Consider the following 14,043-nt stretch of genomic DNA (forward strand, 5'->3'; position numbering starts at 1 on the left):
TTTTTCTCCAGCGCTAAAGCTCAGCGTTTGAACCAGACGAAGTACGTCATCAGGATGAAGATGCCGAGCAGCATCGCGAAGGCGTAGTGATAGATGTAGCCCGACTGCAGCCAGCGCACCGCGCCAGAGATGCGGCCCACGACCTTCCACGAGCCATTGACGACCGCACCGTCGATCAGCGCCTGGTCGCCGCCCTTCCACAGCCCGGTGCCGAAGGCACGCGCACCGCGGGCGAGGATGTTCTCGTTGATCCAGTCGAGGTAGTACTTGTTTTCGAGCAGGCGATAGACCGGGCCGAAGGCGCGCTTGATCGCGGCCGGCAGCGCCGGGTTGACCATGTACATGTAGAACGAGAGCACCACGCCTGCCAGGGCCAGCCAGAACGGCGCCGTCTGCAGGCCGTGGATCGCCATGGCCAGCGGGCCGTGGAAGGCTTCTCCGAGTTCCTTCATGGCATGGTGCTTGTTTGCGTCGACCGCGATGGCATCCTTGAAGAACTCGCCGAAGAGCATCGGCTCGATCGTCATGAAGCCGATCACCACGGACGGGATCGCAAGCAGCACCAGCGGCAGCCACACCACCCAGGGCGATTCGTGCGGCTTGTGGCCGTGGCCGTGATCGTCGTCGTGCTCCGCATGTTCGTCGTGGTGGTGCGCGTCGGGGTTCTGGTCGTAGCGCTCCTTGCCGTGGAACACCAGGAAGTACATGCGGAACGAATAGAACGCCGTCACGAACACGCCCGCCAGCACCGCGTAGTAGGCGAACTGCGCGCCCCACAGGTGGCTTTCATGCACCGCTTCGATGATGCTGTCCTTCGAGTAGAAGCCGGCGAAGAGCGGTGTGCCGATCAGCGCGAGCGAACCCAGCAGCGAGGTGATCCAGGTGATCGGCATGTACTTGCGCACGCCGCCCATCCAGCGGATGTCCTGGTTGTGGTGCATGCCAATGATCACCGAGCCCGCGCCAAGGAACAGCAGCGCCTTGAAGAAGGCGTGCGTCATCAGGTGGAACACAGCCACCGAGTAGGCCGAGGCACCGAGCGCCACCGTCATGTAGCCGAGCTGCGAGAGCGTCGAGTACGCCACCACGCGCTTGATGTCGTTCTGGATGATGCCGAGGAAACCCATGAACAGCGCCGTGATGGCACCGATCACCAGGATGAAGCTCAGGGCCGTGTCGCTCAGTTCGAACAGCGGCGACATGCGCGCCACCATGAAGATGCCGGCCGTGACCATGGTCGCGGCGTGGATCAGCGCGGAGATGGGCGTCGGGCCTTCCATCGAGTCGGGCAGCCACACGTGCAGCGGGAACTGCGCGCTCTTGCCCATGGCGCCGATGAACAGGCAGATGCAGATCACGGTCACCAGCATCCACTCGGTGCCGGGGAAGGTGATGCCGGCCAGCGTGTTGGCCTTGGCAAAGGCTTCGCCGTAGTTCAGCGTGCCGGCGTAGGCGGCGATCAGGCCGATGCCGAGGATGAAGCCGAAGTCGCCCACGCGGTTGACCAGGAAGGCCTTCATGTTCGCGAAGATCGCGGTCGGCTTGTTGAACCAGAAGCCGATCAGCAGGTACGACACCAGGCCCACCGCCTCCCAGCCGAAGAACAGCTGGAGCATGTTGTTGCTCATGACGAGCATCAGCATCGAGAAGGTGAACAGCGAGATGTAGGCGAAGAAGCGGTTGTAGCCCTCGTCTTCTTCCATGTAGCCGATGGTGTAGACGTGCACCATCAGCGAGACGAAGGTCACCACGCACATCATCATGGCCGTGAGGCCGTCGACCAGGAAGCCGATCTCCATCTTCAGGCCGCCCACCACCATCCATTCGTAGATGGTGGCGTTGAAGCGCGCGCCGTCGGCCACCACGCTCTTGAGCGTCATGGCCGAGATGATGAAGGCGACCAGCACGCCGAGGATGGTCAGCGAATGCGTGACCTTGCGGCCGATGTGATTGCCGCCGAACTTGGTGCCGAACAGGCCGGCGACGACAGCGCCGACCAGGGGTGCCAGCGGAACGGCCAGCAGGGTGGATGCGGAAAGGGTTGCGCTCATGTTGCTTTCAACCCTTGAGCGAGTTGAGTTCGTCCACGTTGATGTTCGACTTGTTGCGGAACAGCAGGACCAGCAGCGCCAGGCCGATGGCCGACTCGGCCGCGGCCACCGTCAGGATGAAGAACACGAAGATCTGGCCGTGCATGTCGCCCAGGTAGTACGAGAACGCCACGAAGTTCATGTTCACCGCGAGCAGCATCAGCTCGATGGCCATCAGCAGCACGATGAGGTTCTTGCGATTCAGGAAGATGCCGATCACCGACAGCGCAAAGAGCATGGCGCCGAGCGATAGAAAGTGTCCGAGCGTGAGCGTCATGCCTTGTTTTCCTTTGCCGCTGCTGCTGCGTCTGCGGGTGCTTCCACCACGGGCTCGGCGGCGCGCGTGACCGGCATCTGCACGATGCGCACGCGGTCCCGCGCCTTCACGCGCACCTGGTCGGAGGGGTTGACGTACTTGCTGTCCTTGCGGGTGCGCAGCGTCAGCGCAATGGCCGCCACGATCGCCACGAGCAGGATGACGGCCGCGATCTCGAGCGGATACAGGTACTCGGAATACAGCAGCTTGCCGAGCTCGAGCGTGTTCGAACTGTTGGCTGCCATGCCGGCTGCGGCGCGCGGCGGCTCCGCCAGGCGGAAGCCGCCCATCAGCACGGCGGCCATTTCGAGCGCAATGAGCGCGCCCACGCCGGCTGCCAGCGGAAAGTGCTTCCAGAAGCCCTGCCGCAGGCCGTCGACGTTGATGTCCAGCATCATCACGACGAACAGGAACAGCACCATCACCGCCCCCACGTAGACGAGCACCAGCGAGATCGCCAGGAACTCGGCGCGCAGCAGGAGCCAGATCGCCGAAGCCTGGAAGAAGGCCAGCACCAGGTACAGCGCGGCATACACGGGATTGCGGGCGGTGATGACGCGGAAGGCTGCGAACAGCAGCACCGCGGCAAACAGATAGAACAGACCGGTCTTGACGTCCATTGGAATTCGAATTGGTACGGGGTTCGGGCTGAGCGGGATCAGCGGTACTTGGCGTCGGCCGCCTTGTTCGCTGCAATTTCTTTTTCGTAGCGGTCGCCCACGGCCAGCAGCATGTCCTTGGTGAAGTACAGGTCGCCGCGCTTTTCGCCGTGGTATTCGAAGATGTGGGTTTCCACGATCGAATCGACCGGGCAGCTCTCTTCGCAAAAGCCGCAGAAGATGCACTTGGTCAGGTCGATGTCGTAGCGCGTGGTGCGGCGCGAGCCGTCGTCGCGCACATCGGATTCGATGGTGATGGCCAGCGCCGGGCACACGGCTTCGCAGAGCTTGCAGGCAATGCAGCGCTCTTCGCCGTTTTCATAGCGGCGCAGCGCGTGCAGGCCGCGAAAGCGCGGCGACAGCGGCGTCTTCTCTTCGGGGAACTGCACCGTGATCTTGCGGGCGAAGGCGTACTTGCCGGTGATGGCCAGGCCCTTGAACAGCTCGAACAGCATGAAGCTGCCCAGGAAGTCCTTGAGCGAGAACGGCGCGGATGCGAGCTTGGAAGGGCGCGCGAGCGCGCCGGCGGTATGCGCAGCAGTCATGATGTTGGCGCTTCCAGTTATTTCCAGATGTTGAACGGGGTCTGCATCCAGGCACCGACCACGACCAGCCACACGAGCGTGACCGGAATGAAGATCTTCCAGCCGAGCCGCATGATCTGGTCATAGCGGAAGCGCGGGAAGGTGGATCGGACCCACAGGAACATGGTGACCACGCAGAAGGTCTTGACGCCGAGCCAGATCCAGCCCGGGATGAAGCTCAGGAATTCGAACGGCGGCAGCCATCCGCCGAGGAACAGCACGGCGCACAAGATCGAGACCAGCCACATGTTGGCGTACTCGGCCAGGAAGAACATCGCGAAGCTCATGCCCGAGTACTCGATCATGTGGCCCGCAACGATCTCGGACTCGCCTTCGACCACGTCGAAGGGATGGCGGTTGGTTTCCGCCAGGCCCGAGATGAAGTAGACGACGAAGATCGGCAGCAGCGACAGCCAGTTCCACGACAGGAAGCCGATGCCCATGTCGGCGAAGATGCCCTTGCCCTGCCCCGTCACGATGTCGGTCATGTTCAGGCTGGCCGAGACCATCAGCACCACGACGAAGCAGAAGCCCATCGCGATCTCGTAGCTCACCATCTGTGCCGAGGCGCGCAGCGCGCCCAGGAATGCGTACTTCGAGTTGGATGCCCAGCCCGCGATGATCACGCCGTAGACCTCGAGCGAGGTGATCGCCATCACGAACAGCAGGCCGGCGTTGATGTTGGCCAACGCCACGTCGGGGCCGAAGGGGATCACGGCCCATGCGACGAGCGCCGGCATGATGGTCATGATCGGGCCCAGCAGGAACAGGCCCTTGTTGGCGACCGTCGGAAGAATGATTTCCTTGGTCATCAGCTTGAGCGCGTCGGCGATGGGCTGCAGCAGGCCCAGCGGCCCGATGCGGTTCGGGCCGATGCGGATCTGCGTGAAGCCGATCGCCTTGCGCTCCCACAGCGTGAGGTAGGCCACGGCCCCCATCAGCGGAAGCACGACCACGATGATCTTGATCAGCGTCCAGATCACCGGCCAGGCGATGGCCGTCCACCAGCCCGCGTGGACCAGTCCCTGGCCGAAAGCATGCAATGCGTCGATCATGCCAATGCCTCCTCGGCACGGGCCGGAGCGGCCGATGCGTTGCGGGCATCGGCGGTGAGTTGCAGCGACGGTGCGCGGCGCACGATCGAGTCGAGTTGATAGATGCTCGCGACCACGGGCGCGGGAGCGGCGCTGCTGGAAGCCGCGGCCTTGGCGGCGGTGGCGTTGTTCAGCGCATTGGCCGGGACGCTGCCGTTGTCGCCGATGGTGCGCAGCACGTCAGCGGTCGATTCGAATGCAAAGCCCGGCAGGCCGAGCAGGTTGGCCAGCACGCGCAGCACCTTCCAGGCCGGACGCGCTTCGCCTTGCGGCTTCACGACGGCATGGAAACCCTGCACGCGGCCTTCGGCATTGACGAAGGAGCCCGGCGTTTCGGTGAACGGTGCGATTGGCAGCAGTACGTCGCTGAATTCGAGGTTGGCCTTGAAGGGGCTGAGCGTGACGACCATCTGTGCATTGCCGATGATGTCGGCGGCTGCGGCGCCCGCGGCCGAGTCGAACACCGGTTCGGTATTGAGCAGCAGCACGGCCTTGAGGCCCGAGCCCGCGGCCAGCATGCGGCCGGCATCGAGGCCGCCGTTCTTCGGGAACGCGCCGACGAGCTGCGCGCCCACGGTGTTGGCGGCTTCGGTCAGGTAGCCGACGGTGGCGCCGGTCTGTGCGCCGATCCAGTTGGCAAGGGCCAGCAGGCTGCTGGCTTGCGCGTGGTGGGCGGCGGCGTTGCCGAGCAGGATGGCCTTGCGTTCGCCGCTCAGCAGCGAGGCGGCGATGGCTTGTGCGGCGGCGTCGGGCTCGTTCTTCGGTGCCAGCGGTGCGGTCGCGCCGTTGGTCTTGCCGATGGCGGCAGCAACGGCAGCGAGTGCCTCGACCCACTGGCCGGCTTCGACGATGGCCGATTGCGCCACGCTGATGGCCCAGGCGTCGCGGTCGGCCATCAGGCTGGCCGAGGTGATCACCGACAGCGCGGCGCCCTTGCGCACGGCCTGGCGGATGCGCTGCGCGAACAGCGGATGGTCCTTGCGCAGGTTCGAGCCGACGACCAGCGCGCGCTGCAACTGCGTGAGCGAAGCGATCGAGGTGCCGAGCCAGCGCACGCCTTCGAACGCCGTGAATTCGGCGTTGCGCAGGCGGTAGTCGATGTTGTCGCTGCCGAGCTCACGCGTGAGCATGGCGGCCAGCTGCAGCTCTTCGAGCGTGCTGTGCGGGCTCGCCAGCGTGCCGATGCTTTGCGCGCCGTGGTCGGCCTTGATCTGCTTCAGGCCGTTGGCCACGTATTCGAGCGCGGTCTGCCAGTCGACCTGCTGCCACTGGCCGCCCTGCTTGAGCATGGGCTGCGTGAGGCGCTCGGGGCCGTTGAGCGCTTCGTACGAGAAGCGGTCGCGGTCGGCGATCCAGCACTCGTTGACTTCTTCGTTCTCGAGCGGCACCACGCGCATCACGCGGTTGTTCTTGACCTGGACGATCAGGTTGGAACCGGTGGAATCGTGCGGGCTCACCGACTTGCGGCGCGACAGTTCCCAGGTGCGGGCGCTGTAGCGGAACGGCTTGCTCGTGAGCGCGCCGACCGGGCAGATGTCGATCATGTTGCCCGACAGTTCGGAGTCGACCGAATCGCCGAGGAAGGTTTCGATTTCAGAGTGCTCGCCGCGCTGGGTCATGCCGAGCTCCATCACGCCGGCCACTTCCTGGCCGAAGCGGACGCAGCGCGTGCAATGGATGCAGCGGCTCATTTCTTCCATGCTGATCAGCGGGCCGACGTCCTTGTGGAAGACGACGCGCTTTTCTTCTTCGTAGCGCGAAGAAGAACCGCCGTAGCCCACGGCCAGGTCCTGCAGCTGGCACTCGCCGCCCTGGTCGCAGATCGGGCAATCGAGCGGGTGGTTGATCAGGAGGAACTCCATGACCGACTGCTGCGCCTTGATGGCCTTTTCGCTCTTGGTGCGAACGATCATGCCCTGCGTGACGGGCGTGGCGCAGGCCGGCATCGGCTTGGGCGCCTTCTCCACGTCGACCAGGCACATGCGGCAGTTGGCCGCGATGCTGAGCTTCTTGTGATAGCAGAAGTGCGGGATGTAGGTGCCCGCCTTGTCGGCCGCATGCATCACCATGCTGCCTTCGGTCACTTCGACCTTCTTGCCGTCGAGTTCGATTTCGATCATGAGTATGTTTCTTCTCGCGCTCAGGCTTGAACCGGCGCCTTCGGGACGTAGCCCGGAATCAGGGCCTCGAACTCGTGACGGAAGTGCTTGATCATGGCGCGCACCGGCATGGCCGCCGCGTCGCCGAGCGCGCAGATGGTGCGGCCCTGGATGTTGTCTGCCACGGAGTTCAGCAGGTCCATGTCCGACGCCCTGCCCTGCCCGTTGTGGATGCGGTCCACCACGCGGTACAGCCAGCCCGTGCCTTCGCGGCACGGCGTGCACTGGCCGCAGGATTCGTGCATGTAGAAGTAAGAAAGGCGCCGCAGCGACTCGACCATCGAGCGGCTGTCGTCCATCACGATCACCGCGCCCGAGCCCAGCATGGAGCCGGCCTTGGCGATGGAGTCGTAGTCCATCGTGCATTCCATCATGATCGAAGCCGGCAGCACCGGCGACGACGATCCGCCGGGAATCACGGCCTTGAGCGTGCGGCCCTTGCGAACGCCGCCACACAGTTCGAGCAGCTTGGAGAACGGCGTGCCCATGGGCACTTCGTAGTTGCCCGGCAGCTCGACGTCGCCGCTCACCGAATAGATCTTGGTGCCGCCGTTGTTCGGCTTGCCGCATTCGAGGTAGGCCGGACCGCCGTTGTTGATGATCCAGGGCACCGCCGCGAAGGTCTCGGTGTTGTTGATGGTGGTCGGCTTGCCGTAGAGGCCGAAGCTCGCCGGGAACGGCGGCTTGAAGCGCGGCTGGCCCTTCTTGCCTTCGAGCGATTCGAGCAGCGCGGTTTCCTCGCCGCAGATGTAGGCGCCGAAGCCGTGGGCGGCGTGCAACTGGAAGTTGTACGTGCTGCCCATGATCTTGTCGCCGAGATAGCCGGCGGCGCGCGCTTCTTCAAGGGCTTCCTCGAAACGGTCGTAGCTCTGGAAGATCTCGCCGTGGATGTAGTTGTAGCCCACGCTGATGCCCATCGCATACGCGGCGATGGCCATGCCTTCGATCACGATGTGCGGGTTGAACTGCAGGATGTCGCGGTCCTTGCAGGTGCCCGGCTCGCCTTCGTCGGAATTGCAGACGAGGTACTTCTGGCCCGGGAACTGGCGGGGCATGAAGCTCCACTTCAGGCCCGTGGGGAAGCCCGCGCCGCCGCGGCCGCGCAGGCCCGAGGCCTTGACCTCGGCGATCACCTGGTCGGGCGTGAGGCCCTCGGTGAGGATCTTGCGCAGCGCCTTGTAGCCGCCGCGCGCCTCGTAGTCGGCCAGGCGCCAGTTGGTGCCGTTCAGGCCGGCATAGATCTGCGGCTCGATGTGGCGGTCATGGAAACAGGTCTGGACGCCCGTGGCCTGGAATTGCTGGAGCACTTGTTCGGGCGACATCAGGCGGCCTCCCCTTTGGTGGAAGCACGCAGCCCGTCGATGAGCTGGTCGAGCTTCTCGTTGCTCATGAAGCTGCACATGGTGCGGTCGTTGACCAGCATCACGGGCGAATCGGCGCAGGCGCCCAGGCATTCGCTCTGCTGCAGCGTGAACATGCCGTCGGCCGTGGTCTCGCCCATCCTGATGCCGAGCTTCTTTTCGAGGTGGACCAGCGCGGTGACGCCGTCGCGCAGCTGGCACGGCAGGTTGGTGCACACGTTGAGCTTGAACTTGCCCACCGGGTGCTGGTTGTACATGTTGTAGAAGGTCGTGACCTCGTGCACGGCGATGGGCGCCATGCCGAGGTACTCGGCAATCTCGCGCTCGCGCTGCATGCTGATGAAGCCTTCGTCCTGCTGCACGATGGCCAGGCAGGCCATCACGGCCGACTGCTTGCCGGCTTCGGGGTACTTGGCGACTTCGCGCGCAAAGCGCTCGAGAATCGCGGGCTTCAGAGGAGCAGAAGGCGCCGAGGGCGCCGTGTCATGGTGGGTCGAGGAAGTCGTCATTCGCTCTTTCTCACCTGTCGATTTCGCCGAACACGATGTCCATCGTGCCGATCACCGCGACAGCGTCGGCGATCATGTGGCCGCGCGACATTTCGTCGAGGGCGGCGAGGTGCGGGAAGCCGGGCGCGCGGATCTTCAGGCGGTACGGCTTGTTGGCGCCGTCGCTCACCAGGTAGATGCCGAACTCGCCCTTTGGGTGCTCGACGGCGGCATAGGCCTCGCCTTCGGGCACATGGAAGCCTTCGGTGAAGAGCTTGAAATGGTGGATCAGCTCCTCCATGTTCGCCTTCATCGATTCGCGCGCGGGCGCCGCGACCTTGTGGTTGTCGGTGATCACCGGGCCGGGGTTGGCGCGCAGCCAGGCCGAGCACTGCTGGATGATCTTGTTGGCCTGGCGCATTTCTTCCACGCGCACGAGGTAGCGGTCGTAGCAGTCGCCCGTCTTGCCGACCGGCACGTCGAACTGCATCTGGTCGTAGACGTCGTAGGGCTGCTTCTTGCGCAGGTCCCATTCGACGCCCGAGCCGCGCAGCATGGGGCCGGTGAAGCCGAGGTTCAGCGCGCGCTCCGGCGTCACGACGCCGATGCCCACGGTGCGCTGCTTCCAGATGCGGTTGTCGGTGAGCAGCGTTTCGTACTCGTCGACCATCCCGGGGAAGCGCTTGCAGAAGTCGTCGATGAAATCGAGCAGCGAGCCCCGGCGGTTCTCGTTGAGCTTCTCGATCGCCTTGGCGTTCTTGATCTTGCTGACCTTGTACTGCGGCATCGCATCGGGCAGGTCGCGGTAGACGCCGCCCGGGCGGAAGTACGCAGCATGCATGCGCGCGCCCGACACGGCTTCGTACATGTCGAACAGGTCTTCACGCTCGCGGAAGCAGTAGATGAGCATGTTCATCGCGCCGCAGTCCAGGCCGTGCGCGCCGAGCCACAGCAGGTGGTTCAGCAGCCGGGTGATCTCGGCGAACATCACGCGGATGTACTGCGCGCGGATCGGCACGTCCAGGCCCATCATCCGCTCGATGGCGAGGCAGTAGGCGTGCTCGTTGCTCATCATCGACACGTAGTCGAGACGGTCCATGTACGGCAGCGACTGGATGAAGGTGCGCGATTCGGCGAGCTTCTCGGTCGCGCGATGCAGGAGGCCGATGTGCGGATCGGCGCGCTGGATCACTTCGCCGTCGAGCTCGAGCACCAGGCGCAGCACGCCGTGCGCTGCCGGATGCTGGGGACCGAAGTTGAGTGTGTAGTTCTTGATTTCGGCCATATCAATGCAAACCGCTGCCGTAGTTGTCTTCGCGAATCACCCGCGGCGTGATTTCTCGCGGCTCGATCGATACCGGCTGGTAGACCACGCGCTTCTGCTCTTCGTCGTAGCGCATCTCGACGTGACCCGACACCGGGAAGTCCTTGCGGAACGGGTGGCCGATGAAGCCGTAGTCGGTCAGGATGCGGCGCAAGTCGTCGTGCCCTTCGAACACGATGCCGTAGAGGTCGAAGGCTTCGCGCTCGAACCAGGTGGCGGCGCTCCACACGGGCTGGAGCGAATCGACCACGGGCAGGTCTTCGTTCGGCGCAAACACCTTGAGGCGCACGCGCTGGTTGAGGCTCACCGACAGCAGGTGCGTGACGACGCCATAGCGCTCGCCCTGCCACTCGCCTTCGCGGTAGTCGGAGTAGTCCATGCCGCAGAGGTCGATCAGCTGCTCGAAGCGGCAGCCGGGCGCATCGCGCAGCAGCATGGCCGACTCGATGTAGTCGGCAGCGCCGACCACCACGGTTACCTCGCCCAGCGCGAGCGTCACGCTCTTGGCGCGAGCGCCGAGCGTCTCGGCAATGGTGGCGCGCAGCACCTCCGGCGAAATTGCAAAGTCAGTCATCTTCGGCAATCCCTCAGGCGCGCGCAATGGTGTTGGTGCGGCGAATCTTCTGCTGCAGCTGGATCACGCCGTAGAGCAGCGCTTCGGCGGTGGGCGGGCAACCCGGCACATAGACATCCACCGGCACGATGCGGTCGCAGCCGCGCACCACCGAATAGCTGTAGTGGTAGTAGCCGCCGCCGTTGGCGCACGAGCCCATGGAAAGAACCCAGCGCGGCTCCGGCATCTGGTCGTAGACCTTGCGCAATGCCGGCGCCATCTTGTTGCACAGCGTGCCGGCCACGATCATCAGATCGGACTGGCGCGGGCTGGGCCGGAACAGCATGCCGAAACGGTCGATGTCGTAGCGGGCCGCGCCTGCGTGCATCATTTCGACGGCACAGCAAGCCAGACCGAAAGTCATCGGCCAAAGTGATCCGGTCTTCGCCCAGTTCACCACCGAGTCGTAGGTGGTGGTGACGAAGCCTTCCTTCATGACGCCTTCAATGGCCATTTTGTCGATTCCTTGTCATTCCCAGTCGAGCGCGCCTTTTTTCCACTCGTAGACAAAGCCCACGACGAGGATGGCGAGAAAGATCATCATGGCCCAGAAGCCGACGGCGCCGATTTCCTTGAGCGCAATGGCCCACGGAAAGAGAAAGGCAATCTCGAGATCGAACAGGATGAAGAGAATGGCGACGAGGTAATAGCGCACGTCGAATTTCATGCGCGCATCCTCGAAGGCCTCGAAGCCGCACTCGTAGGGAGCGTTCTTCGCTGCGTCGGGCCGGTTGGGACCCAGGATGTAGCCGATGACTTGCGGTGCGACGCCTACACCGACACCGACCAAAATGAACAAGAGGACGGGGAGATAGGAATCGAGGTTCATCGGGAGATTTTTCACCGCTTGCCACCGGCAGGAAAACACTCTGGATGAGGTTTTCTGCCGGTGAGATTTGGTGCGGTCGGCGAGACTCGAACTCGCACAGCTTTCGCCACTACCCCCTCAAGATAGCGTGTCTACCAATTTCACCACGACCGCGGTTTTTTGTTCGGATGGCATGAGGTACCTGGAAAGGTGTTTGGCTTTCCGAACAGCTTTAGAGTTTACCCTGAAATGAAGCAGTTTCTCACTGACAGCTTCATGAAAACAACTTGATTATTTGTTCGGGATCTGGCCCGCGCCCGAAACGGGTGCGGCAGGCGCCGAAGCAGGTGCACCGGCAGGCGCTGCGCCCGAGGTGCTGCCCGGAATCTGCCCTGCCGCGCCCGAGGCGGGCGTTGCCGGCGTACCGATGGCTGCGCGCTCGAGCAGGCTGCCGCCGCCCGCAGGCCGCGCGTGGCTGAAGTAGGCCAGCAGCAAGGTGCATGCAAAGAAGACCGCTGCCAGCACTGCCGTGGTGCGCGAAAGGAAATTGGCGCTGCCGCTCGCACCGAACAGGCTGCCCGCGCTGCCGCTGCCGAAGGCCGCGCCCATGTCGGCGCCCTTGCCGTGCTGGATCAGGATCAGCCCGATCATTGCAAGGGCCGACAGCATCTGCACGCCGACCAGTAGATTGAGGACCACATTCATTCGTTCTTACTCCTAATTGATATCGGCCACTGCCCGCGTTCAGCGGGAAGCGGCGGAAATGATCTGCAAAAAGTCGGGGGCCTTGAGCGACGCGCCGCCGATCAGGCCGCCGTCGATGTCGGGCTGCGCCAAGAGCTGCGCGGCGTTGGCCGCGTTCATGCTGCCGCCGTAAAGAATGCAGATGCCGGCGGCGTGCTCGCTCGCGGCATGGTGCAGCTGCGCGCGCAGCACGGCATGCACCGCCTGCGCCTGTTCCGGCGTGGCCGTCTTGCCGGTGCCGATGGCCCAGACCGGCTCGTAGGCCACGACGATCTCGCTGATGCAATGGCCATTGACGTGGATCACCGCGGCCAGCTGGCGCTTGACGACTTCTTCGGTGCGCCCTGCTTCGCGCTCGGCCAGCGTTTCGCCCACGCAGACGATCGGCGTGATGCCGTTCGCGAGCGCGGCCGCCGTCTTGGCCGCCACGGCCTCATCGGTTTCGCCATGGTATTGGCGGCGCTCCGAATGGCCGACGATCGCATAGCGCACGCCGAAGTCCTTCAGCATGGCCGCCGATTGCTCTCCGGTGAACGCACCTTGCGGATGCGCCGAGATGTCCTGTGCGCCAAGCGCCATGGCCGTGGAGCCGGCCAGCAGCGATTGCAGCTGTGCGAAATACGGGGCCGGCGCGCAAAGCGCGATGTCACAGTTGGCCGGCGCCGCGGCCAGGCCCTGCTGCAGGGCCTTCACCAGCGCCTCGTTGGCAGCCAGGCTGCCGTTCATCTTCCAGTTGCCCGCGATCAGCTTCTTTTTCGTGGTCATCGTGTTGTTGTCCGTCACCATGTCAGCACGATCTTGCCGATGTGCTGGTTGGATTCCATCAGCGCATGCGCCTGTGCCGCGCCGCTGGGTTCGCCGTCCGCCGCGAAGGTGCTGTGGATCACGGGCTTGACCGCGCCGCTTTCGAGCAGCGGCCAGACCTTCTCGCGCAGCGCCTTGGCGATCGCCCCCTTGAAGGCCACCGGCCGTGGACGCAGCGTGGAGCCGGTGATCACCAGCCGCTTGCGCAGCACCAGGCCCGCATTGAAGTCGCTCTTGACGCCGCCCTGCACCGCGATGATCACGAGCCGGCCGTCTTCGGCCATGCATTCGATCTCGCGCGCCACGTAGTCGCCCGCGACCATGTCCAGGACCACGTCCACGCCCTTGCCGCCGGTGAGCTTCTTCGCCTCTTCGGCGAAGTCGCTCGTGCGGTAGTTGATGGCATGATCGGCGCCCAGCTTCCTGCAGGCCTCGCACTTGTCGTCGCTGCCCGCCGTGGCGATCACGGTGGCGCCCAGCGCCTTGGCGATCTGGATGGCCGTCACGCCGATGCCGCTGGTTCCGCCCTGGATCAGCAGGGTTTCGCCCTTCTGCAGGCGGCCGCGCTCGAACACGTTGCTCCAGACGGTGAAGAAGGTCTCGGGCAGCGAGGCGGCCTCGATGTCGCTCCAGCCCCTGGGCACCGGCAGGCACTGCGCCACGGGCGCCACGCACAGCTGGGCATAGCCGCCGCCCGCGATCAGCGCGCAGACGCGGTCGCCGATCTTGAAGCCCGCCTCGGCCAGGGCCGCGGCGTCGCCCGACACGATCTCGCCGGCCACTTCGAGGCCCGGCAGATCGGAGGCGCCCGGCGGAACCGGGTAGTGCCCCTTGCGCTGCAGCACGTCCGGACGGTTCACGCCGCTGGCGGCGACGCGGATCAGCAGTTCGCCCACGCCGGCCACCGGATCGGGGCGCTCCACGGCGCGCAGCACCTCGGGGGCGCCGTACGAAGTGATTTCAATGGCTTTCATGGTCTTTGGCCTGCAACGCCCGTTT

15 protein-coding genes and 1 tRNA gene are annotated in these 14,043 nt (G+C 64.5%); all 16 read right to left on the reverse strand.

What is annotated here, in order from left to right:
- Positions 1-20: 20 nt before the first annotated feature.
- Entirely contained in the window at positions 21-2,051 is a 2,031-nt protein-coding gene (nuoL, locus tag RZE77_RS18290; protein WP_319438666.1) for an NADH-quinone oxidoreductase subunit L, read from the reverse strand.
- A 7-nt stretch (positions 2,052-2,058) separates the two neighbouring features.
- On the reverse strand, positions 2,059-2,367 hold the full coding sequence (nuoK, locus tag RZE77_RS18295) for an NADH-quinone oxidoreductase subunit NuoK (protein WP_012748597.1): 309 nt from the start codon (positions 2,365-2,367) through the stop codon (positions 2,059-2,061).
- Positions 2,364-3,026, reverse strand: a complete 663-nt coding sequence (locus RZE77_RS18300; protein WP_319426799.1) for an NADH-quinone oxidoreductase subunit J — start codon at positions 3,024-3,026, stop codon at positions 2,364-2,366. The genes nuoK and RZE77_RS18300 overlap by 4 nt, the downstream gene beginning before the upstream one ends.
- A 38-nt stretch (positions 3,027-3,064) precedes the next feature.
- Complete coding sequence (gene nuoI / locus RZE77_RS18305; protein ID WP_012748599.1) at positions 3,065-3,610, reverse strand: NADH-quinone oxidoreductase subunit NuoI; 546 nt, start codon at positions 3,608-3,610, stop codon at positions 3,065-3,067.
- Positions 3,611-3,627: 17 nt separating this feature from the next.
- Positions 3,628-4,704 (reverse strand): NADH-quinone oxidoreductase subunit NuoH, encoded by a 1,077-nt coding sequence (gene nuoH, locus RZE77_RS18310; protein ID WP_319438667.1) that lies wholly within the window; start codon positions 4,702-4,704, stop codon positions 3,628-3,630.
- Positions 4,701-6,863, reverse strand: a complete 2,163-nt coding sequence (nuoG, locus tag RZE77_RS18315) for an NADH-quinone oxidoreductase subunit NuoG (protein WP_319438668.1) — start codon at positions 6,861-6,863, stop codon at positions 4,701-4,703. Before nuoG ends, nuoH begins: the two co-directional genes overlap by 4 nt.
- 20 nt (positions 6,864-6,883) lie before the next feature.
- Complete coding sequence (gene nuoF, locus RZE77_RS18320) at positions 6,884-8,224, reverse strand: NADH-quinone oxidoreductase subunit NuoF (protein WP_319426804.1); 1,341 nt, start codon at positions 8,222-8,224, stop codon at positions 6,884-6,886.
- Positions 8,224-8,772, reverse strand: coding sequence for an NADH-quinone oxidoreductase subunit NuoE family protein (locus RZE77_RS18325; protein WP_319438669.1), 549 nt, complete (start codon positions 8,770-8,772; stop codon positions 8,224-8,226). The genes nuoF and RZE77_RS18325 overlap by 1 nt, the downstream gene beginning before the upstream one ends.
- 10 nt (positions 8,773-8,782) lie before the next feature.
- Positions 8,783-10,036, reverse strand: coding sequence for an NADH-quinone oxidoreductase subunit D (locus tag RZE77_RS18330; protein WP_319426807.1), 1,254 nt, complete (start codon positions 10,034-10,036; stop codon positions 8,783-8,785).
- A gap of 1 nt (position 10,037) precedes the next feature.
- Positions 10,038-10,649, reverse strand: a complete 612-nt coding sequence (locus tag RZE77_RS18335; RefSeq protein WP_319438670.1) for an NADH-quinone oxidoreductase subunit C — start codon at positions 10,647-10,649, stop codon at positions 10,038-10,040.
- Positions 10,650-10,662: 13 nt separating this feature from the next.
- Complete coding sequence (locus tag RZE77_RS18340) at positions 10,663-11,142, reverse strand: NuoB/complex I 20 kDa subunit family protein (RefSeq protein WP_012748606.1); 480 nt, start codon at positions 11,140-11,142, stop codon at positions 10,663-10,665.
- 15 nt (positions 11,143-11,157) lie between these two features.
- Positions 11,158-11,517 (reverse strand): NADH-quinone oxidoreductase subunit A, encoded by a 360-nt coding sequence (locus tag RZE77_RS18345; RefSeq protein ID WP_055805154.1) that lies wholly within the window; start codon positions 11,515-11,517, stop codon positions 11,158-11,160.
- Positions 11,518-11,585: 68 nt separating this feature from the next.
- Positions 11,586-11,670 (reverse strand) — tRNA-Leu (locus tag RZE77_RS18350).
- Between the two features lie 117 nt (positions 11,671-11,787).
- Entirely contained in the window at positions 11,788-12,201 is a 414-nt protein-coding gene (gene secG / locus RZE77_RS18355; RefSeq protein WP_319438671.1) for a preprotein translocase subunit SecG, read from the reverse strand.
- Positions 12,202-12,240: 39 nt separating this feature from the next.
- Positions 12,241-13,026: a triose-phosphate isomerase gene (tpiA, locus tag RZE77_RS18360; RefSeq protein WP_319426811.1), complete on the reverse strand. Its 786-nt coding sequence runs from the start codon at positions 13,024-13,026 to the stop codon at positions 12,241-12,243.
- Positions 13,020-14,018 carry an NAD(P)H-quinone oxidoreductase gene (locus RZE77_RS18365; RefSeq protein WP_319438672.1) on the reverse strand — a complete coding sequence of 333 codons (999 nt, stop codon included), beginning with the start codon at positions 14,016-14,018 and terminating at the stop codon, positions 13,020-13,022. The genes tpiA and RZE77_RS18365 overlap by 7 nt, the downstream gene beginning before the upstream one ends.
- Between the last annotated feature and the right edge of the window lie 25 nt (positions 14,019-14,043).

The organism is Variovorax sp. SPNA7, from assembly GCF_033807855.1.
Lineage (GTDB): Bacteria > Pseudomonadota > Gammaproteobacteria > Burkholderiales > Burkholderiaceae_C > Variovorax > Variovorax beijingensis.